Genomic DNA, 20566 nt, shown 5'->3' with positions numbered 1-20566 from the left:
TCGAAGATGAGCGAAGAGCCTGACGACACGAATGAGCCGGCCGACGAGGTAGAGCTGATGCGAGACGGGGAGAACCTCCTCGTCGTCGGAAGCAGCAAACGTGCTGTAGAGGGCTTCATGCGCTCGGCTGGGCTGCTGGAACGTGCCAGGGTGATCACCTCCCAGCAGCTCGTGCCGATGCTCCGCACTGCCTCGGAAGTGACCCAAACAATCGCGGACGACGTCGCGAAATCGGGGTTGTGGGTCAAACTCACTGAAGAGTCGGCCCAAGCGATCAAGGAGTTTGGGCTCACTGAGACCGATGTCCCCGGCGTGGCCTACGCAATGGCGGGCCGGCCCGGCGACATCAAGCAGTGGCTGAAGATCAGCACCTCGACAGGTGCGAGGCTCACGAACCCCGGCATGCTCTCCGGCGTCGCCGGCGGGCTTGCGCAGGCCGCTAGCCAAGCCGAGGCCGAGCAGCTGCGGGCTCTGCTGGAGTCCTTGGACGCAAAGATCGATAAAGTGCTCCGCGGCCAGCGCGACGAGGTTCTTGGTTCCCTGAGGGGCGTTGAGCGGCATCTCCGCTCCGCTCAGACGTTCCTGCGGATTCAGGGCGAAGTCGATACACAGGAGTGGGACAAGATCGCCGGCGCTGCGCAGAGGATCCGAGAGATCCAGTCCACGGCGGTCGAGAAGCTGCGCGGCGTCGCTGCAGACATGGAGCAGCACAAGCGCGTCGGAGACCTCGACGCCCACCTGCCGGAGCTGAAAAAGCAGGTCGAGCTGTGGGTTGGAGTGATCGCGCGCTGCTTCACCGCCCTGGACGAGTTCTCTGCGCTCGAATTGGAGCACACGGCGATGATCGCTCCGAGCAAACTCGACGCCAAGCGCCGGGCGATCCAAGAGGATCGGCAAGAGGCGATCATCGAGCTGTCCGACGGTGTCGCCGATCTGATGGACCAGATGACGGCAAGCGCAGAGAGCGCCGTTAAGAATGTGGTAGGGCACCCCAAGAAGTCGCCTAGGGTGCTCGGCACGATCAAAGAATCTCGAGGCTCGGTTAAGAATCTCTATGACGCGCTCGGTCTCGAGATCGACTGGGACGACATCACGGCAAAGCAGTGGCGGGCAGCGTTGCTGGAGGTCGAGCAGGTGAAGAACGCCCTCGCAGAAGGCGGGTCGGCCACCTGGGAGAAGGGCAAGCCGGTGCTCAGGGGGCTCGCCATCGCAGGAGCAACAGCTATTGCAGGCGCTTTGATCACCGGCAAGGGATCGCTAGGCGGCGACAAGACGCCCGAGGCCTGACGCGACTGGGGGCGCTGATCGTGGTCGATCAGCGATGCGGCAACCCCCGAAAAGTCAAGCTTTGTCAACACAAAAGAATGGAAAAGCCCCTGACCTGCGGAAACACTGTGCCCGAGGTGGGACTCGAACCCACACACCTTTCGATACCGCATTTTGAGTGCGGCGCGTCTGCCAATTCCGCCACTCGGGCGCGGAATACATGAAGCAAATGGGTACGCCCACAGCTGATTGTGAGCAACGCGATCGCTTCACGTACGCGGAATTACTCTACATGCAGATAGGCTGAATTCCAGAATCGCGCCGCCGTCGCCGCAACTGACCATGCAGATCAAGTACAGGACCGGGCGCACCTAAGATAGTGATGTTCCCGCCGTACCTTTCCAAGGAGATCCCGTGACTGAACAGACGGAGTCAAAACCCACGTCCCAGCCGGCGCGCCGCGTCATTGTGGCCGAGGATGAAACCCTCATCCGCCTCGACATCATCGAAATCCTGCGCGGCGAAGGCTATGACGTCATCGGCGAAGCGGACAACGGCGAGAAGGCCGTGCAACTGGCTGAAGAACTGAAGCCGGACCTGGTCCTGATGGACGTCAAGATGCCCGTTATGGACGGCATCTCAGCAGCAGAAAAGATCGTCAAAGCCCGCATCGCCCCCGTGGTGTTGCTGACCGCGTTCAGCCAGAAGGAACTCGTGGAGCGCGCCCGCGACGCCGGCGCCATGGCCTACGTGGTGAAGCCCTTCACCCCCGCCGACCTCATCCCGGCACTGGAAATCGCCCTCTCCCGCCACGAGGAGATCAAGGCTCTCGAAAGCGAAGTTTCCGACCTTCAGGAGCAGTTCGCCACCCGCAAGCTCGTCGAGCGTGCCAAGAGCCTCCTCACCACCAAGATGGGCCTCACGGAGCCGGAAGCTTTCCGCTGGATCCAGAAAACCTCCATGGACCGCCGCCTCAGCATGCGCGAAGTCGCGGAAACCATCATCAACCAGGTCAACTAGTGCCTGCCGATTGGGCCGGCTGACTACAAGAAGCTCAATCACCAGTACACAGCGAAAAGGACCCCTGCCAATCGGCAGGGGTCCTTTTCGCTACTCGAAAGCCTAGGCTTTCTTCTTCTTTTCCGGCCAGGGGCCGAGCTTTTCCTTGTTGCTGGTGGCTTCGCCAACACGGGCGGTATCGGCGAGGTCGCCTACCTTGTGCACCTTCAGCGAGTTGGTGGAGCCGGCCTTTCCGGGAGGCGAACCGGCGGCGATAACCACCAGGTCGCCGTCGTTCACGAGCCCCATCTCCAGGAGGCTGCGGTCAACCTGGGCGGTCATCTCGTCGGTGTGGTCCACCATCTGGACCAGCACCGGCTGGATGCCCCAGGTCAGCGCCAGCTGGTTCCAGACCTGCTCCACCGGAGTAAACGCGAAGACCGGCTTGATGGGGCGCAGGCGCGAAAGACGGCGTGCGGAGTCGCCGGACTGGGTGAAAGCACAGATGTACTTGGCGTCCAGCTGGTCGGCGATTTCGACGGCGGCACGGGTGATGGCGCCGCCACGGGTCTTGGGCTTGGTGCCCAGCGGGGGGACGCGCTCGAGGCCGTGGACCTCCGTGGACTCGATGATCCGGCCCATAACCTTGACGGTCTCGATCGGGTACTTACCCACGCTGGTCTCGCCGGAGAGCATCACCGCGTCGGCACCGTCGAGGACCGCGTTGGCGCAGTCCGAAGCCTCGGCGCGGGTGGGGCGCGGGTTGTCGATCATGGATTCCAGGACCTGGGTTGCCACGATGACCGGCTTGGCCCAACGGCGGGCCAGTTCGATGGCACGCTTCTGGACGATCGGCACTTCCTCCAGCGGAAGCTCCACGCCGAGGTCGCCACGGGCCACCATGATGGCATCGAACGCGTCGATGATCTCGGGGAGCTGCTCCACTGCCTGCGGCTTCTCGATCTTGGCGATGACCGGCACACGGCGGCCTTCCTCGTCCATGATCTCGTGCACGCGGACGATGTCGGACGCATCGCGAACGAACGAGAGGGCAACCAGGTCCACGCCGCGGCGCATGGCCCAGCGGAGGTCGTCCTCATCCTTTTCGCTCAGGGCAGGGACGTTGACGGCAACGCCGGGCAGGTTGATGCCCTTGTTGTTGGACACCATGCCGCCCACGGTTACCTCGGTGACAACCTTGACGTCGTCGACCGCCGTGGCACGCAGGGCCACCTTGCCGTCGTCGATCAGCAGGGCGTCGCCCACGTTGACGTCCTCGGTGAGGCTCTTCAGCGTGGTCGAGCAGATGTCCTTCGTGCCGGGAACGTCCTCGGTGGTGATGGTGAAGGTGTCACCAACGGCGAGGGCGTGCGGGCCGTCAACGAAACGGCCCAGGCGGATCTTTGGTCCCTGCAGGTCAGCCATGATGGCAACCGGCTTGCTCAGGTCGGCCGCTGCCTTGCGGACGTTCTCATACGTGTTGTCATGCACGGTGTAGTCACCGTGGCTCATGTTCATGCGGGCGACGTCAACACCGGCCTCCAGCACCGCGAGGGTGTTTTCATAGCTGGCAATTGCCGGACCGAATGTAGCCACAATTTTTGCGCGTCTCATATACCTACCCTATTGGTCTCTTGCATTGGTTAAGTTGTCGTGGAGGTGAACCCTCGATGCTGTCCTAGAGGACTGCGATGGCCCGGTCGGTGGGCGCCACAGGGGCGGGCAGGATGGTGCTGCCCATCAGGTACTTGTCCACTGCGGCTGCCGCGGCGCGCCCTTCGGCGATGGCCCAGACTATAAGGGACTGGCCGCGCCCGGCGTCGCCGGCAACAAAAACGCCCTCGGTGTTGGTCATGTAGTAGCCGTCGCGGGACACGTTGCCGCGGCCGTCGAATTCAGCGTTTACCTGTTCGGTGATGCCCGCCGGCTCGGGGCCGGTGAAGCCGAGGGACAGGAAGACCAGGTCCGCGGGGATGATCCGCTCGGTGCCGGCTTTGGGTAGGCGCTTGCCGTCGACGAATTCCGTCTCGGCAACCTTGACGCCGGTGAGCTGGCCGTTCTCGCCAACAAACTCAACGGTGGAGGCCAGGTAGGTCCGCTCGCCGCCTTCTTCGTGAGCACTGGCCACCTCGAACAGCGTGGGGAACGTCGGCCACGGCTGGTGGCCGGCACGCTCGGCCGGGGGCTGCTTGCCGATGGCAAGGGTGGTGACGGACGCAGCTCCGTGGCGGTGGGCGGTGCCGAGGCAGTCGGCTCCGGTGTCGCCGCCGCCGAGGATCACCACGTGCTTGCCTTGGGCGTGGATCTGGTTCTCCACGGTCTCCCCCGCAACCACCCGGTTTGCCGGCACCAGGTAATCCATGGCGTAGTGCACGCCTTCGAGGTCGCGGCCGGGGATGGGCAGGTCTCGCGGAACGGTGGCGCCAGTGCAGACCACGACGGCGTCGTAGCGCCTGCGCAGCTGCTCCCAGGTCACGTCCGTGCCCACTGCTACACCGGTGCGGAAGCGGGTTCCCTCCGCCTTCATCTGCTCGACGCGGCGGTCAACCTGCTCTTTTTCCATTTTGAAGTCGGGGATGCCGTACCGCAGCAGGCCGCCGATCTTCTCATCCCGCTCGTACACGGCCACGGTGTGGCCCACGCGCGTCAGCTGCTGCGCGACGGCCAGGCCCGCAGGCCCGGAGCCGACGACGGCAACGGTCTTTCCGGTCAGGCGTGCGGGGGGCAGCGGGCTGACCCAGCCGTTGTCCCAGGCTTCGTCGATGATGGAGACTTCCACCTGCTTGATGGTCACTGCAGGCTGGTTGATCCCCAGTACGCAGGACGCCTCGCACGGTGCCGGGCACAGGCGGCCGGTGAATTCCGGGAAGTTGTTGGTGGCGTGGAGGCGCTCGATGGCTTCCTCGCCCTTGTCCCGCCACATGAGGTCGTTCCACTCGGGAATGAGGTTGCCCAGCGGGCAGCCCTGGTGGCAGAACGGCACACCGCAGTCCATGCAGCGGCCAGCCTGGGCCTTCAGCGTGCCCTTTTCCTGCGCCTCGTACACTTCCTTCCAGTCCATGATGCGGACGGGAACGGGACGCCGCGGCTGGGTTTCACGCTGACGTACTTTCAAAAATCCGCGTGGATCAGCCACCGGTTACCTCCAGGATTCGGGACCACACTTCTTCGCCGTCAGGGTCCAGGCCCTCTTCGATGGCGTCGAGACGGGTTTGCAGCACCGCCGCGTAATCGCGCGGCAGCACCTTGGTGATGCGGGCAGCGGTGTCATCGAAGTTCTCGAGGAGCCGCGCGGCCAGCTGGGAGTCAGTTTCTTCAACATGCTTGACCAGGAGGCCGTGCACGATGTCGCGGTCTTCGGCGTCCAGCTCGCGGAGCTGGAGTTCGCCGGACTGCAGCGCGTCCTTGTTGACCTTGGCAGCGTCCAATTCAAGGACATAGGCGGTACCGCCGGACATGCCGGCACCGAAGTTGCGCCCGGTGCGGCCGATGATCAACGTCTGGCCGCCGGTCATGTACTCGCAGCCATGGTCGCCGATGCCTTCGACGACGGCGGTGGCACCTGAGTTGCGGACCAGGAAGCGTTCGCCCACCTGGCCGCGCAGGAACATTTCGCCGCTCGTGGCCCCGTAGCCAATCACGTTGCCGGCGATGACGTTGGTTTCCGCCGTGAACACGTTGGTGCGGTCCGGCCGGACGATGATGCGCCCGCCCGACAGGCCCTTGCCCACGTAGTCGTTGGAGTCGCCGAACAGCCGCAGGGTGATGCCTGCGGGCAGGAAGGCGCCCAAAGACTGGCCGGCGGTGCCGCTGAGGGTGACGTCGATGGTGTCCGTGGCCAGGACGTCCGTGCTGAACGTCTTGGTGACCACGTGGCCCAGCATGGTGCCCACGGAGCGGTCCGTGTTGATCACGTCAACAGAGATCTTCACCGGGCTGCGGTCCGTCAAGGCCTCCGTGGCCATGGTGATCAGCCGCTGGTCGAAGTGCTTGTCCAGCTCGTGGTTCTGGCCAGTCATGTTCCGCAGCGGGGCGTCGTCGTCGAACTCCAGCCCGTGCAGGATCGGATCCAGGTCCAGGCCCTCGGCCTTCCAATGGTTGACGGCTTCGCGGGTGTCCAGGACCTCGGCGTGGCCGATGGCCTCTTCCAGGCTCCGGAAGCCCAGCTCTGCCAGGATTTCGCGGACTTCCTCGGCGAGGAACGCGAAGAAGTTCACCACGAACTCGGGCTTGCCGGTGAAGCGTGCCCGCAGCTCCGGGTTCTGCGTGGCCACGCCCACCGGGCAGGTGTCCAGGTGGCAGACACGCATCATGATGCAGCCTTCCACCACCAGCGGGGCGGTGGCGAAGCCGAACTCCTCGCCGCCCAGCAGTGCAGCGATCACAACGTCGCGGCCGGTCTTGAGCTGGCCGTCCACCTGCACCACCACGCGGTCGCGGAGGCCGTTGAGCATCAGCGTCTGCTGAGTCTCGGCGAGACCGAGCTCCCACGGGACACCGGCGTGCTTGAGCGAGTTCAGCGGCGAGGCGCCGGTTCCGCCGTCGTGGCCGGAAACAAGCACGACGTCGGCCTTCGCCTTGGTCACACCGGAGGCAACAGTGCCGATGCCCACCTCGGAGACAAGCTTGACGTGCACCCGGGCAGAGGGGTTGGCGCGCTTGGCATCGTAGATGAGCTGCGCGAGGTCCTCGATGGAGTAGATGTCGTGGTGCGGGGGCGGGGAGATGAGCCCGACGCCGGGGGTCGAGTGGCGCGTGCGGGCCACCCACGGGTAGACCTTCTGCGCCATGAGCTGGCCGCCCTCGCCGGGCTTTGCGCCCTGCGCCATCTTGATTTGGATGTCGTCCGCGTTCGTCAGGTAGAGGCTGGTGACGCCAAAGCGTCCCGAGGCGATCTGCTTGACGGCGGACCGGCGCTTCGGATCGAGCAGGCGGTCCACGTCCTCGCCGCCTTCACCGGTGTTGGACTTGCCGCCCAGCTGGTTCATGGCGATGGCCAGCGTCTCGTGGGCTTCCTGCGAGATGGAGCCGTAGCTCATGGCCCCGGTGGAGAACCGCTTGACGATGCTGGAGACGGGCTCCACTTCCTCGAGCGGAACCGGGGGGCGCTCGTTCTTGAACTGAAGGAGGCCGCGGAGCGTCATCAGGTTCTGGGACTGGTCGTCCACTCCCCTGGTGTAGGCCTTGAAGATGTCATAGCGGCGCTCACGCGTGGCGTGCTGCAGGCGGAAGACGGTCTCCGGGTTGAACAGGTGGGGCTCGCCGTCGCGGCGCCACTGGTACTCGCCGCCGCCAAGGAGCGGGCGGTGGGGCTGCTCGATGCCGCCCTCGGGGTACGCCATCTGGTGGCGCGCCGAGACCTCGGCAGCGATAACGTCCAGGCCCACGCCGCCAAGCTGTGAGTGGGTGCCGGCAAAGAATTCGTCCACCAGCTCCTGGCCAAGGCCCAGCGCTTCGAACGTCTGGGCGCCGGTGTAGGACGCAACCGTGGAGATGCCCATCTTGGACATGATCTTCAGGACGCCCTTGCCGAGGCCCTTGATCAGGTTGTAGACGCCGTCCTGCGGGGTGACCCCGGTGACGTCGCCGGCAGCAATCAGCTGCTCCACCGATTCCATGGCAAGGTACGGATTCACGGCGGAGGCGCCGTAGCCGATCAGGACCGCCACGTGGTGCGTCTCGCGAACGTCGCCGGCCTCGACTATCAGTGCCGTTTTGGTTCGGTTGGCGCTGCGGAGCAGGTGGTGGTGCACGGCGCTGACCAGCAGCAGGGACGGGATGGGCGCCCACTGTGCGTTGGAGTCGCGGTCGGACAGCACGATGTACTGGACGCCGCGGTTGATGGCGCCGGATACCTGCTCGCAGATTTCCGTCAGCCGGGCGCGGAGCGCGTTCTCGCCGCCTTCAGGGCGGTAGAGCCCGCGGACCTTCATCGCCACGCGGAAGCCTTCGGCGTCCTCGATGTTGGCGATCTTGGCAAGCTGGTCGTTATTGATCACCGGGAACGGCAGCTGGACCTGGGGCTGGCGGACCTGCTTGGTGTCCAGGAGATTGCCGTTGGGGCCGATGGCACACGTCAGCGACGTGACCAACTCTTCACGGATGGCATCCAGCGGCGGGTTGGTGACCTGGGCGAAGGACTGCACGAAGTAGTCGAAGAGCAGGCGGGGGCGCTTGGACAGGACGGCCACCGGGGTGTCCGAGCCCATGGCGCCCAGCGGTTCGGCACCGGTGCGGGCCATCGGGCCCAGGAGGATCTTCAGTTCCTCGGTGGTGTAGCCGAACGTGCGCTGGCGGATGTTCACTGATGCGGCCGTGTGGACCACGTGCTCGCGCTCCGGGAGGTTCTTGAGGTCGATCAGGTTGTCTTTGACCCACTCCGCCCACGGGTTGGCGGCGGCCACTTCAGCCTTGACCTCTTCGTCGTCGATGATGCGGCCGGATTCGGTGTCCACCAGGAACATCTTGCCCGGGGACACGCGGCCCTTTTTGACCACCTTGGAGGGTTCGACGTCGATGACGCCCACCTCGGACGCGAAGACGATCAGGCCGTCTTCGGTGATCCAGTAGCGGCCCGGGCGCAGGCCGTTGCGGTCCAGGGTTGCGCCCACGAGGTTGCCGTCGGTGAAGGAAACAGCTGCGGGTCCGTCCCAGGGCTCCATGAGGAGGGAGTGGTACTCGTAGAACGCGCGCCGGGCCGGGTCCATGGTGGCGTGGTTTTCCCAGGCCTCGGGGATCATCATCATGATCGAGTGCGTGATGGGGCGGCCGGAGAGCCACAGCAGTTCGGCTACCTCATCAAAGGACGCGGAGTCGGAGGCCCCGGGGGTGCAAATGGGGTACAGCTCTTCCGGCGAGTCACCCAGCAGCGGGTTGGCAAGTTGGGACTGGCGGGCACGCATCCAGTTCCGGTTGCCCTTGACGGTGTTGATTTCACCGTTGTGCGCGATGGTCCGGAACGGCTGGGCCAGCGGCCAGGACGGGAAGGTGTTGGTGGAGAAGCGCGAGTGGACGATTGCGAGCTTGGTCTTGAAGCGCTTGTCCGAAAGGTCCGGGTAGAACGGCTCGAGCTGGGCCGTGGTGAGCATGCCCTTGTAGACAATGGTCCGCGAGGACAGCGACGGGAAGTAGACGCCGAACTTGTTCTGGGCGCGCTTGCGGATCCGCCAGGCGCGGGAATCCAGTTCGTTGCGGTCCAGTTCCTCGCCGGTGGCGGAGGCCAGGAAGGGCTGGGAGAAGTAGGGCATGCAGGCGCGTGCCATGGCACCGACGAGGTCGGCAACTATGGGCACCTCACGCCAGCCGAGGACCGTCAGGCCCTCGTCAGCCGCAAGGCCCTCGATACCTGCCTTGGCGGCGTCGGCCTCCCGCTGTTCGGCGGGGAGGAACGCGGTACCGGCCACGTACTGGCCGGGGGCGGGAAGTTCGAACTCGGTGACGGCGCGGAAGAACTCATCCGGGATCTGCATGAGGAGGCCGGCACCGTCACCGGTGCCTTCGTCCGCGCCCACGGCACCGCGGTGCTCGAGGTTGCGCAGGGCGGTGAGGGCGGCGTCCACAATGTCGTAGCCGGGTTCGCCGCGGAGGGTGGCGATGATCGCAAGACCGCAGGCGTCCTTCTCCTGCTCCGGGTTGTACAGCCCGCGTGCCTCCGGAAGAGCTGCGAAGCGCTTGAACGGCGACATGGCAGTCTCAGGCTGATCCGGTTCGGACCAGCTGGGAGAGTGAAGAGTTTGGGTCATGGGAGACGTCCTTCCTCCTGATCGTGCGTATGGAAGGGACACCGTTGGCCCCACTCGTGCGGCGCCGTGGTTATGGGCACAACAAAGTGTTGATTACTGGAAATTGTAGGTCAGCGTGGCCTGCTGAACTAACAGTTACGCAGGCCCCTGCCCCGGGCAACACCGGACAGCAGCTCTATGCTGTCCAGGGTGGCCCCGATTCCACGACACTGTGGTGATTGGGCGCTTTGAGCGGTGGCTCTGCTGCCCTGCCTGGCCCGCGCACTACTTGGTAGCGCCGGCTTCCGGCGCGGTTCCTGTGGCTGTGCTGCCGGAACTTCCGGCAGCGGTTGCGTCCGGTCCGGGCTTGGGGCCCGCCGGCGCAGCCTCGGCTTGTTCCGTGGGGACGGAGGCATGCCGGGAACCGCTTTGGTTATCAGGGAGATTATCACGCGATTCACTATCTGAGACAACGGGGTCCGTATCACGGACTGGATGACCGGCTGCTGCCACCGCGTTTCCATCCGGTTTTGCCTCCTGCTTTTCCGCCGGTTCCCGGCCCGGCAGGTACACAGTGTCCGGCTCCGTCCGCTTCTTTCTTCCCAGCAGGATGAAGGCCACAAGGGCGGCCAGGAAAACGAAGATGCTGGTCCAGACGTTCAGCCGGGTGGTGATGCCGAACAGGGAGATCTGTTCCGCGTCGTCAATGCGCATGGCTTCGATCCAGACCCGGCCCAGGGTGTAGTACATGGCGTAGAGCCAGAACAGCCTGCTGCGGCGGAAGTTGAACTTCCGGTCCAGGGCGAGCAGGATCACGACGCCGGCCAGGTTCCACAGCGATTCATAGAGGAACGTGGGGTGGAACAGGGTGTCCGCTGGTACTCCCGCGGGGAAGTTGGCGTTGTCGGCGTCGATCTGCAGCCCCCACGGCAGGGTAGTGGGGCCGCCGAACAGCTCCTGGTTGAAGTAGTTGCCCCAGCGCCCCACGGCCTGGGCCAGCAACAGCCCGGGTGCGGCTGCGTCCAGGAATGAACTGAGCTTGACGCCGCTTCGTCGGCAGCCGATCCACGCGCCTACGACGCCCAGGACCACGGCGCCCCAAATGCCCAGGCCGCCCCGCTGGATCTGCGGGATTAGGGAGAGGTCCCCGGTGCCGTCAAAGCCGGGACCGAAGTACGCGTCGGGTGAGGAAACCACGTGGTAGAGGCGGCCGCCAATGATGCCGAAGGGAATCGCCCAGACGACGATGTCCCAGACGCTGCCTTCAGGTGCTCCGCGCTTGGCCCAGCGGGCGGAGGTCAGCCACAGGCCCACCACGATGCCGGCCAGGATGCACAGGGCGTAGGCGTGGATGCGCAGCGTTCCCCAAGGCAGGGGAATGTCGAAGCCGGACCAGTCCGGGCTGGGGATGCTGGCCGGCACCATTGCGGCTGCCTGAAGGAGCGTCTGCATTGATTTAGGCTTCTTCCCTGGTCAGACCGGTACTGAGGTCCTTGGTGAGGGCAGCGACGGCGTCCACGCCGCCGTCGCGGATGGCTGCCACCAGGGCGGTGCCCACAATGACGCCTTCGGCGTATGCCGCGATCTCACGGACCTGCCCGGCGTTGGAAACACCCAGGCCGACGCAGACGCGTTCGGCACCCGCCGCGTGGGCCGCGGCAACGACGTCCTTGGCTGCGGTGCTGACGGAGGTCCGGGCGCCAGTGACACCCATGATCGACACGGCGTAGACGAAGCCCCGGCTCGCGTCCACTGTCCGCTGCATGCGCTCGGTGGTGGAGGAGGGAGCCACCAAAAACACCCGGTCCAACCCGTATTTGTCCGAGGCTTCCATCCATTCGGCGGCCTCGTCAGGAATGAGGTCGGGGGTGATGAGCCCGGCTCCCCCGGCCTCGGACAGGCGCCGCGAGAACTCTTCCACGCCCATCCGGACCACCGGGTTCCAGTAGGTCATCACCAGGACGGCAGCGTCGGTTTTGCTGGTAATGCCTGCCACCACGTCAAAGACCTGTCGCACGGAGAAGCCGTTGGCCAAGGCCTCGGTGGTGGCAGCTTGGATGACTTGGCCGTCCATGACGGGGTCCGAGTAAGGGATGCCGACTTCGATGAGGTCGGCGCCGTTTTCCGCCAGGGCGATGCCGGCGGCGATGGTCTGCTCCACGCTGGGGTAACCGGCGGGGAGGTAGCCGATGAGGGCGGCCCGGCCTTCGGCGCGGGCCTTGTCGATGGCCGCCGCCGACTTGCTGATGGTCTGTGCAGTGGTCACAGCTGCTCCCCCTCTTTGCCGATTTCCGCCTCGGCGGAGTCCTTGTCCAACAGATCGAACCATTCGGCTGCGGTGGCCACATCCTTGTCGCCGCGGCCGGAAAGGTTCACGATCACGATCTTGTCCTCCGCCGTCCCGCCACTGGCTGCGGCTTCGGCAGCAAGCCGCTGCCCCACCTTGATGGCGCCGGCCAGTGCATGGGAGGACTCGATGGCGGGGATGATGCCTTCGGTGCGGCACAGGAGCTTGAAGGCGTCCATGGCCTCGCTGTCCGTGATGGGCTCGTAGCTGACCCGTCCGATGTCGGCAAGGTAGGAGTGCTCGGGGCCGACGCCCGGGTAGTCGAGGCCGGCGGAGATCGAGTGGGACTCGATGGTCTGGCCGTCGTCGTCCTGCATGAGGTACGAGCGGGCGCCGTGCAGTACGCCGGGCTTGCCGAGCGTGATGGTGGCTGCGTGGCGGCCCGTGTCCACGCCGTCGCCGCCTGCTTCGAAACCGAAAATTTTGACCGACGGATCGTCAAGGAAGCCGTGGAAGATGCCGATGGCATTGGAACCGCCGCCGATGCAGGCGCAGACGGCGTCCGGGAGCCGGCCAACCTGGTCCAGGATCTGGGCGCGGGCTTCCTCGCCGATCACCTCGTGGAAGTAGCGGACCATGGCCGGGAACGGGTGCGCGCCGGCAGCCGTGCCCAGGAGGTAGTGGGTGTTGTCCACATTGGCCACCCAGTCCCGGAGAGCCTCGTTGATGGCGTCCTTGAGGGTCTGGGAACCGCTGGTTACGGGGATGACGGTGGCGCCGAGGAGCTCCATGCGGGCAACGTTCAGCGCCTGGCGCCGGCAGTCCTCCGCGCCCATGTACACCACGCACTCCAGCCCCATCAGGGCGGCGGCGGTGGCGCTGGCCACACCGTGCTGGCCTGCACCGGTTTCGGCGATGACACGGGTCTTGCCCATGCGCTTGGCAAGCAGGGCCTGGCCCAGGACGTTGTTGATCTTGTGCGAACCGGTGTGGTTCAGGTCCTCGCGCTTGAGGAAGATCCGGACTCCCCCGGCGTGCTCGGAAAAGCGCTTGGCTTCGGTGAGCAGCGAGGGACGCCCTGAATAGTTTTTGTTCAGGTCCGCGATCTGGGCCCGGAATTCGGGATCTTCCTTGGCCTTGTCGAAGGTCTCCTCGAGTTCGTCCAAGGCGGCGATCAGGGACTCCGGCATCCAGCGTCCCCCGTAACTGCCAAAGTAAGGTCCCGGAGCGTGCTTGAGGGAGCCGCCCTGCAGGAATGCTTCTGCGGCGTTGTTGTCAGCGTTCGCTGAGGGTGCGTCGGCCATCAGTCCCGTCCTGTTCCAGTTGATCGTTCAGTAAGTGTGGCGTTCCGGCAGCGGTGCCGGCACAGAATCCGCGGGGCGGCAAACAGCCCCTGTCCACAGCGTGTGCAGGGGCGTTCCGGTCAGCCGCGGGCAGCGATGGCGGCGGCGCCTGCCGCCGTAAATTCGGCAATCCGCTCACGCGGGGTGGAGTGGCTGACCAATGCTTCGCCCACCAGGACTGCGTTGGCACCGCTGGCGGCATAGTGCGTGACGTCCTCCGCGTCGCGGACGCCGGATTCCGCAACCACGAGGGCTTCAGCCGGAATCAGGCCCGCCAGGGACGCGAAAACGGAACGGTCGACGTCGAGCGTCTTCAGGTTCCGCACGTTGACGCCAATGATGCGCGCCCGGGCAGCGACTGCCCGCTCAACTTCCTCTTCGGTGTGCGTTTCCACGAGGACGTTCATGCCGAGTTCCTGGCTGAGCGCCGAGAACTCGGTGAGCTGTGCATCGGACAGCGCCGCCACGATCAGCAGGATCAGGTCGGCCCCATGCGCACGCGCTTCCCAAATCTGGTACTCGTCGAGCGTGAAATCCTTGCGCAGCAGCGGAACGTCCACCGCGGCACGCACAGCGTCCAGGTCCAAGAGCGAACCGTTGAAGCGCCGCTGCTCAGTGAGGACACTGATGACGGAGGCACCGCCGTCGGCATACTGCCGTGCGAGCGAAGCCGGATCGCCAATGGGGGCGAGGTCACCCTTGGAGGGGCTCCGGCGTTTGATCTCCGCGATGACTTTCAGCTGCTCCCGGAACGGGGAGGGGCCGCCGAGCGCAGCCCAGGCGTCGCGGGCAGGTGCCGTGGCCTGGGCCAGGTCCTTCAGTTCAGCGAGGGAAACAAGGCGTTTCCGCGCGTCCATATCCTCCCTGACACCGGCGTTGATGTCATCGAGAACAGTTGCCATCAGTGGCCGGAGTTCTTCAGCTTGCTGCCTTCGACGCCGTAGCCTGCCTTGCGCATGATCCAGCCGAGGATCAGGCCGATCACCATCACGACGCCGCCGGCAATGAAGATGGGAGTGCTGGCAATGACGAAGGCGATTGACGCGATGAGAGCGCCCACCAGCATCACGATGACGCAGGTCCAGGCCGCGGGGCTGTTGCCGTGGCCGAGTTCCTGGCTGTGGTCAATGGTGCCGGGGGCTACCGTGCGGGTGCCTGACTTGGAAACGGACGCAGGTGCTTTGCTCATGGAAAATCTCCTCAGGGTGGATACTGCTTACATTCTGCCATTTATTGGCCGGTGGCTGCGTATCGGCGGCCGGCCCGTGTGGACCGGCGCAGGGCCGGGACGGCTCAGGTGGGGTCGTCCCCGCGGGAAAGCCGGTCCCAGCTGTCGATCTCGTCCACTGGACCAGCCGTTGCGGCGGCGCTTCCGGCTGCCGGCGTGTCATATTTGGTCCTGCTTTTCCAGTGCTGGCCGGCGGGGACGATGAGCAGGGCTGCGAGGGCCAGCAAACAGCCGGCTACGACGGCGAGCACCGGGAAGGCGGTGACGGCCACTTGCGCCTGGCTGCCGGTGATCCCGGTGGCGGCCGCGATGGCACCTTGGGCGGCGCCCAGCGGATTGGCCAGGACGGTGGCAGCGGCGGCGACAATGCCAACCGACGCCAGGACGATGATTGCCGTGATGATCCACCGCGCGATCCTGCCTGCGATCGCGGCAGCCAGTCCGCCGGCGAGAGCCACCAGGGCCAGCGCGGTGACGGCGGTGGCGGCCTTGCTGCCCTGGACCTCGAGTGCCGTCTGCGCGGCACCGGCCTGGCCCACCTGGTTCGGATCCAGGATGACAGTCACCCACGTTTGGGTGGTGGTGCCGAATACCGCCAGCGCCAGGACGGCGACGAGCAGCACCAGCGTGGATTTGCGGGCCCAGGCAGGGGTGCCGGAGGTCTTTGTAGTAACCGCCGCCTGCCCTGCTGCCGGACGTTCTTCCGACCCGTGGCCGGGCATCAGGAACCCGTCCCGCCCGGCAATGTCTCCGCCGAGATGTTCTGCAGCGATCCTGCCGTGTGTACGGCGCGGAGCGGGGCTGCGGCCTTGTTCACGGTTTCGAGCGCTTCTGTCGGGTTGACCGAGTCGGCCACGATGCCGCCGCCCGCCTGGACATACGCCCTGCCTTCGCGCAGCAGCGCCGACCGGATGGCGATCGCCATGTCCATGTCCCCGGCGAAATCGAGGTAACCCACAACGCCGCCGTAGATGCCGCGGCGGTGCGGTTCCAGCTCGTCGAGGAGCCGCAGCGCGCGGGGTTTCGGTGCCCCGGAGAGCGTCCCGGCCGGGAACGTGGCCTTCAGGACGTCGTAGGCCTTGGCCTTCGGCGAGAGCCGGCCCACCACAGTGGACACGAGGTGCATGATGTGGCTGAAACGCTCCACCTCCATAAACTGCGTGACATCCACGGTCCCGGCCACGCACACCTTGGAGAGGTCGTTGCGGGAAAGGTCCACGAGCATCAGGTGTTCGGCGCGTTCCTTCTGGTCCGCGAGCAGTTCCTCGGCCAGAGCCTTGTCCGCCTCGACCGTTTTGCCGCGCGGGCGGGATCCGGCGATGGGGTGCGTGATGACTTCTTCACCGGTGACCGTCACAAGGGCCTCCGGCGAGGACCCCACGATGGAGTACTCCCGGCCTTCTGCGTCCTCCAGGCTGAAGATGTACATGTACGGGCTGGGGTTGGTGTTCCGCAGGACCCGGTAGACGTCCAGGGCCGATGCCTTGCACTCCATTTCAAAGCGGCGGGAAATCACCACCTGGAAGACTTCGCCGTCCACGATGGCTTCCTTGCCGCGGTCCAGGGCAGCCAAGTACTCAGGTTCGTCCCAGCGCTCCTGGACGCTGGAGGCGAAGTCCAGCGCGGCCGGTGCCAGGACCGAGACGGGCTGCGCCACCGGCGTGCTGACCTTGGCCAGGAGCGCCTTGACCCGCGCGACGGCGTCGTGCCAGGCCTCGTCAACGCGCTCGGAGCTGTCGTCGAAGTTAATGGCGTTGGCGATCAGCAGCACTGTGCCGTCAACGTTGTCGTGCACGGCCATGTCGGTGACGAGGTTCAACGCCATCTCCGGCAGCTGCAGGTCATCCTCCGGCGGGCTCACCAGGCGTTCCCAGTGCCGCACTGTTTCCCAGCCGAGGAACCCCACCAGGCCAGACGTGAAGGGCGGCAGGCCATCAAACCTGTCCGTGCGGAGGGCCTCGATGGTGTCGCGGACGGCATCCACGGGGCTGCCGTCCACCGGAACGCCTGCGGGCGGCTCACCCAGCCAGTACGCGCTTCCGTCTTTGGTGGTCAGCGTTGCCCGGGACCTGGCGCCGATAAAGGAGTAGCGGGACCATGCCCCGCCCACCGCAGCGGACTCCATGAGGAACGTTCCGGGCTGCCCCTGCGCGAGCTTCCGGTACAAGCCAATGGGCGTCTCGGCGTCGGCAAGTACCTTGAGCCGGACGGGGATGACGCGGCTGTGGCCGGCCAGTTCCCGGAACTCCTCAAGGCCCGGGCTGATGATTCCAAGGTCCTGCATGGCTATGCTGTTCCGCCTGTTCTAGTAGGGGCCGGCTGTGCCGGCGCCTGTTGGTGTGCTTGCAGGGTTGGGCAGCCCACCCCTGCGTCCCGCAGCAGCCTGCGGATGAAAGTCAGTCTGCCTGGCCGCTGGTGACTTCGAGGTCCCTGCCGTCGAAGCAGGTGCGGGTGCCGGTGTGGCACGCGGCGCCTACCTGGTCCACGCGCACAAGCAAGGCATCGCCGTCGCAATCCATGGCCACGGACTTGACCCACTGGACGTGCCCGGACGTGTCTCCCTTGCGCCAGTACTCCTGGCGGGAGCGGGAGTAGAACGTGACGCGGCCGCTGGTCAGGGTGCGGTGCAGCGCCTCGTCATCCATCCAACCCAGCATCAGCACCTCATTGGTGTCATATTGCTGCACGACGGCGGCCACGAGGCCGGCGCTGTCACGCTTGAGGGCCGCTGCCAGCTCCGATGGAAGCGGGCTCCCCGGCGATGCAGCGGAGGGCGTTCCGGCCGACGGCGCTGCGGGCAGGGCGGAACCAGGGGTCGCGGTGGGGGCGGGCTGCTCAGACATCAGGTCAAGTCTAGTGCCTTGGCCATGCCCCGATTCCTGTGTGAACAACGGCACGCCTGCGCCGGTGGACGCGCTGCCCAACTGCGCGGCTGTCGTGCTAGTTTCACAAGTGATGCATTTCGTCGATCCGTCCCGAGAAGTCCTGGCCGAAACCCTCCTTGCGGCCGGTCCTGATGCGCCCACGCTCTGCAAGGGCTGGCGCACGAGGGACCTTGCCGCGCACCTTTACCTGCGCGAACGCAAAGCTGCCGTGGGACTGGGACTGATCATCAAGCAGCTGGCCAAGGCGTCGGACCAGGCCACCGCAAAGCTGGCAGCGAAGCTGACCACGGCTGATGCCTACGCCCGGCTGGTGAACACTTTCCGCAGTGGACCGCCGGCTCTCTCCCCCATGAAGATCAAGGGGCTTGACGAAAGCGCCAACCTTATTGAGTACTTTGTCCACACCGAAGACGTGCGGCGCGCAGTGGACCGTTGGGCGCCAAGGGCACTGGATGAAGCCTATTCAGACGCCCTCTGGGATGAACTCGTCAAGCGTGCCGCGATCCTGTACCGGGGAGTCGACCTGGGCATCGTGCTGGTGCGGCCTTCCGGACCGCGGCATGTTGCCAAGCGCGCCCCCGTGTCGGTGGCCATCGTGGGCGAGCCGGGCGAGCTGCTGATGCACGCCCACGGCCGCACGCGCCACGCCCTGGTCACGTTCGAAGGCCAGCCGGACGCCGTCGCACTATTGCAGTCAGCCGAAGTCGGGCTCTAGCCTCAGCGGACCTCGAAGCCCGCATCCCTGATGGCGGTCTTGACCTGGGACATCATGTCGTCCGGTCCCCAGTGGAAGATGGAGGCGGCCAGTACAGCGTCTGCGCCGGCCGCGACGGCGGGCGGAAAGTGCGCCGGCTCCCCTGCGCCGCCGGAAGCGATGATGGGCACCTTGACGGCGGCCCGGACCAGGCTGATGAGTTCCAGGTCGAAGCCGTCCTTGGTGCCGTCGGCGTCGATAGAGTTAAGCAGGATCTCCCCCACGCCGCGGTCGGCGGCTTCCTTGGCCCACGCGATGGCATCAATGCCCGTGCCGGTGCGCCCGCCGTGGGTGGTAACTTCAAATCCCGACGACGTGGGCTGGGAGCCCGGGCGGGTCCTGCGGGCGTCGACGGACAGGACAAGGACCTGGGAGCCGAAGTGCCGGGTGATCTCGTCGATCACGTCGGGCCGGGCCACGGCTGCGGTGTTGATGGAGGCCTTGTCCGCGCCGAAGCGGAGCAGCTTGTCCACCTCGGCCACGCCGCGGACGCCGCCGCCGACGCACAACGGGATAAAAACTTCCTCGGCGGTCCGGCGGACCACGTCGAATGTGGTTTCGCGGTTGCCCGAGGACGCGGTGACGTCAAGGAAGGTCAGTTCGTCGGCGCCGGCGTTGTCGTAGCGGTGCGCCAGTTCCACGGGGTCTCCGGCGTCCCGGAGGCCCTCGAAGTTAACGCCCTTGACGACGCGCCCGGCGTCGACGTCGAGGCAGGGAATGACGCGTACGGCTACTGCCATGGGAACTCCTGGAATTCTGTGGTGCGGGGGTAATGCGGTGCGGGCGGAATCAGATGCGGCAGGCGTGGATGCTGCTGACCAGGATGGCGCGGGCGCCGAGGTCGTACAGCTCATCCATGATCCGGTTGGTTTCCCGCTTGGGCACCATGGAGCGGACGGCAACCCAGTCCGAGTCCCGCAGCGGCGAGACCGTGGGTGATTCCAGGCCGGGCGTCAGCGCCGCGGCCTGTTCCACGAGTTCCTTGCGGATGTCGTAGTCCATCAGCACGTACTGGCGCGCCACGAGGACACCCTGCAGCCGGCGGATCAGGACCTCGATTTCCTTGGCCGTGCCGTTCGCGGCGCCGCCATTGCCGCTCCGCCGAATCAGGACGGCCTCGGACTTGAGGATCGGTTCGCCGAAAATCTCCATTCCGGCGGCCTTCAGGGTGTTCCCGGTTTCCACGACGTCAGCAATGGCGTCGGCGACGCCCAGCCGGACCGAGGATTCCACGGCGCCGTCCAGGCGGACCACCTTGGCGTTGATGCCGCGTTCGGCAAGGTAGCCGCGCAGCAGGCCGTCATAGCTGGTAGCCAGCCGCTTGCCCTCCAGCTCTTCAACCTTGGCGTAATCCCCTACCGGCCCGGCAAAGCGGAACGTGGAGGCGGCGAATCCCAATGGAAGCAGCTCCTCCGCTTCCACCTCCGCATCCAGCAGCAGGTCGCGTCCGGTGATGCCGACGTCGAGCGTTCCCTGGCCCACATAAACGGCGATGTCGCGGGGGCGAAGGAAGAAGAATTCGATGTCGTTGTCCGGGTCCACCATCACCAGCTCGCGGGTGTCGCGGCGCTGGCGGTAACCGGCCTCGGACAGCATCGCGGAGGCGGCTTCGGACAGGGAGCCCTTATTGGGGACGGCAACTCGCAGCATGGGAGATCTTTCTGAATTCGAAAATGTCTAGGTGTTCAGGCAATGCAGGCCACAGCGGGCACCGGCGGCAAAGGCGCGCCGGACCGGTGGCTACAGATGCTTGTAGACGTCTTCCAGGGTCAGGCCTTTGGCGAGCATCAGAACCTGCAGGTGGTACAGCAGCTGGGAAATTTCCTCGGCCGCCGCTTCATCGGATTCATATTCGGCGGCCATCCATACTTCGGCTGCTTCCTCAACGACCTTCTTGCCGATGCCATGGACACCGGAGTCCAATTCAGCGACGGTGCGGGAGCCTTCCGGGCGGGTGGCTGCCTTCTCGCTCAGTTCAGCGAACAGCGTCTCGAAATTCTTCACACCCTCCAGCCTACTTGCTGCGGCACAAAGGGCGCCTGTCCGGCCCTTGCATGACGGGCGCGATGTGAGTGAACACACA

The 20566-nt window shown here is 65.7% G+C and carries 17 protein-coding genes and 1 tRNA gene; 3 read left to right on the top strand and 15 right to left on the bottom strand.

Annotation, left to right across the window (positions count from 1 at the left end):
* Window positions 1-6 precede the first annotated feature (6 nt).
* Complete coding sequence (locus tag CXQ88_RS21775; protein WP_181037480.1) at window positions 7-1287, top strand: hypothetical protein; 1281 nt, start codon at window positions 7-9, stop codon at window positions 1285-1287.
* Between the two features lie 108 nt (window positions 1288-1395).
* Here CXQ88_RS21775 and CXQ88_RS11625 read toward each other — a convergent pair.
* Window positions 1396-1477, bottom strand: a tRNA-Leu gene (locus CXQ88_RS11625).
* Between the two features lie 203 nt (window positions 1478-1680).
* On the opposite strand from CXQ88_RS11625, the gene CXQ88_RS11620 reads away from it, so the two are divergent.
* The gene (locus tag CXQ88_RS11620) at window positions 1681-2286 is read left to right on the top strand and encodes an ANTAR domain-containing response regulator (RefSeq protein WP_013600767.1); all 606 of its coding nucleotides are present in this window, start codon (window positions 1681-1683) and stop codon (window positions 2284-2286) included.
* 102 nt (window positions 2287-2388) lie between these two features.
* Here the strand turns inward: CXQ88_RS11620 and pyk are convergent, their stop codons facing one another.
* The 11 genes from pyk to hisI all read right to left on the bottom strand — a co-directional run bounded on the left by pyk (window position 2389) and on the right by hisI (window position 17687).
* Complete coding sequence (gene pyk / locus CXQ88_RS11615) at window positions 2389-3879, bottom strand: pyruvate kinase (RefSeq protein ID WP_104044321.1); 1491 nt, start codon at window positions 3877-3879, stop codon at window positions 2389-2391.
* Window positions 3880-3943: 64 nt separating this feature from the next.
* The gene (locus tag CXQ88_RS11610) at window positions 3944-5401 is read right to left on the bottom strand and encodes a glutamate synthase subunit beta (RefSeq protein WP_104044320.1); all 1458 of its coding nucleotides are present in this window, start codon (window positions 5399-5401) and stop codon (window positions 3944-3946) included.
* Window positions 5394-10007, bottom strand: coding sequence for a glutamate synthase large subunit (gene gltB, locus CXQ88_RS11605; protein WP_104044319.1), 4614 nt, complete (start codon window positions 10005-10007; stop codon window positions 5394-5396). The genes CXQ88_RS11610 and gltB overlap by 8 nt, the downstream gene beginning before the upstream one ends.
* A gap of 264 nt (window positions 10008-10271) precedes the next feature.
* A complete protein-coding gene (gene lgt / locus CXQ88_RS11600; RefSeq protein ID WP_104044318.1) occupies window positions 10272-11438 on the bottom strand; it encodes a prolipoprotein diacylglyceryl transferase in 1167 nt (388 codons plus the stop codon).
* Window positions 11439-11442: 4 nt separating this feature from the next.
* Window positions 11443-12252: a tryptophan synthase subunit alpha gene (gene trpA, locus CXQ88_RS11595; RefSeq protein ID WP_104044317.1), complete on the bottom strand. Its 810-nt coding sequence runs from the start codon at window positions 12250-12252 to the stop codon at window positions 11443-11445.
* On the bottom strand, window positions 12249-13577 hold the full coding sequence (gene trpB, locus CXQ88_RS11590) for a tryptophan synthase subunit beta (RefSeq protein WP_104044316.1): 1329 nt from the start codon (window positions 13575-13577) through the stop codon (window positions 12249-12251). The genes trpA and trpB overlap by 4 nt, the downstream gene beginning before the upstream one ends.
* 119 nt (window positions 13578-13696) lie before the next feature.
* Window positions 13697-14518, bottom strand: a complete 822-nt coding sequence (gene trpC / locus CXQ88_RS11585; RefSeq protein ID WP_104044315.1) for an indole-3-glycerol phosphate synthase TrpC — start codon at window positions 14516-14518, stop codon at window positions 13697-13699.
* Window positions 14518-14805 carry an HGxxPAAW family protein gene (locus CXQ88_RS11580; protein ID WP_104044314.1) on the bottom strand — a complete coding sequence of 96 codons (288 nt, stop codon included), beginning with the start codon at window positions 14803-14805 and terminating at the stop codon, window positions 14518-14520. The genes trpC and CXQ88_RS11580 overlap by 1 nt, the downstream gene beginning before the upstream one ends.
* Window positions 14806-14909: 104 nt before the next feature.
* Window positions 14910-15566: a Trp biosynthesis-associated membrane protein gene (locus tag CXQ88_RS11575; protein WP_104044313.1), complete on the bottom strand. Its 657-nt coding sequence runs from the start codon at window positions 15564-15566 to the stop codon at window positions 14910-14912.
* Window positions 15566-17128 (bottom strand): anthranilate synthase component I, encoded by a 1563-nt coding sequence (locus CXQ88_RS11570; protein ID WP_104044312.1) that lies wholly within the window; start codon window positions 17126-17128, stop codon window positions 15566-15568. Before CXQ88_RS11570 ends, CXQ88_RS11575 begins: the two co-directional genes overlap by 1 nt.
* Before the next feature lie 112 nt (window positions 17129-17240).
* Window positions 17241-17687, bottom strand: a complete 447-nt coding sequence (gene hisI, locus CXQ88_RS11565; RefSeq protein WP_104044311.1) for a phosphoribosyl-AMP cyclohydrolase — start codon at window positions 17685-17687, stop codon at window positions 17241-17243.
* Between the two features lie 112 nt (window positions 17688-17799).
* On the opposite strand from hisI, the gene CXQ88_RS11560 reads away from it, so the two are divergent.
* Window positions 17800-18444 (top strand): TIGR03085 family metal-binding protein, encoded by a 645-nt coding sequence (locus CXQ88_RS11560; protein ID WP_104044372.1) that lies wholly within the window; start codon window positions 17800-17802, stop codon window positions 18442-18444.
* A gap of 2 nt (window positions 18445-18446) precedes the next feature.
* On the opposite strand, the gene hisF is transcribed toward CXQ88_RS11560, so the two are convergent.
* The 3 genes from hisF to CXQ88_RS11545 all read right to left on the bottom strand — a co-directional run bounded on the left by hisF (window position 18447) and on the right by CXQ88_RS11545 (window position 20487).
* Window positions 18447-19223: an imidazole glycerol phosphate synthase subunit HisF gene (gene hisF, locus CXQ88_RS11555; RefSeq protein ID WP_104044310.1), complete on the bottom strand. Its 777-nt coding sequence runs from the start codon at window positions 19221-19223 to the stop codon at window positions 18447-18449.
* Between the two features lie 49 nt (window positions 19224-19272).
* The gene (gene hisG, locus CXQ88_RS11550) at window positions 19273-20133 is read right to left on the bottom strand and encodes an ATP phosphoribosyltransferase (RefSeq protein ID WP_104044309.1); all 861 of its coding nucleotides are present in this window, start codon (window positions 20131-20133) and stop codon (window positions 19273-19275) included.
* A 90-nt stretch (window positions 20134-20223) separates the two neighbouring features.
* Window positions 20224-20487, bottom strand: coding sequence for a phosphoribosyl-ATP diphosphatase (locus tag CXQ88_RS11545; RefSeq protein WP_015936881.1), 264 nt, complete (start codon window positions 20485-20487; stop codon window positions 20224-20226).
* Between the last annotated feature and the right edge of the window lie 79 nt (window positions 20488-20566).

It is taken from the genome of Arthrobacter sp. ZGTC412 (assembly GCF_002929215.1).
GTDB lineage: Bacteria > Actinomycetota > Actinomycetes > Actinomycetales > Micrococcaceae > Arthrobacter.
This window is presented reverse-complemented; position numbering and strand designations above follow the sequence as displayed.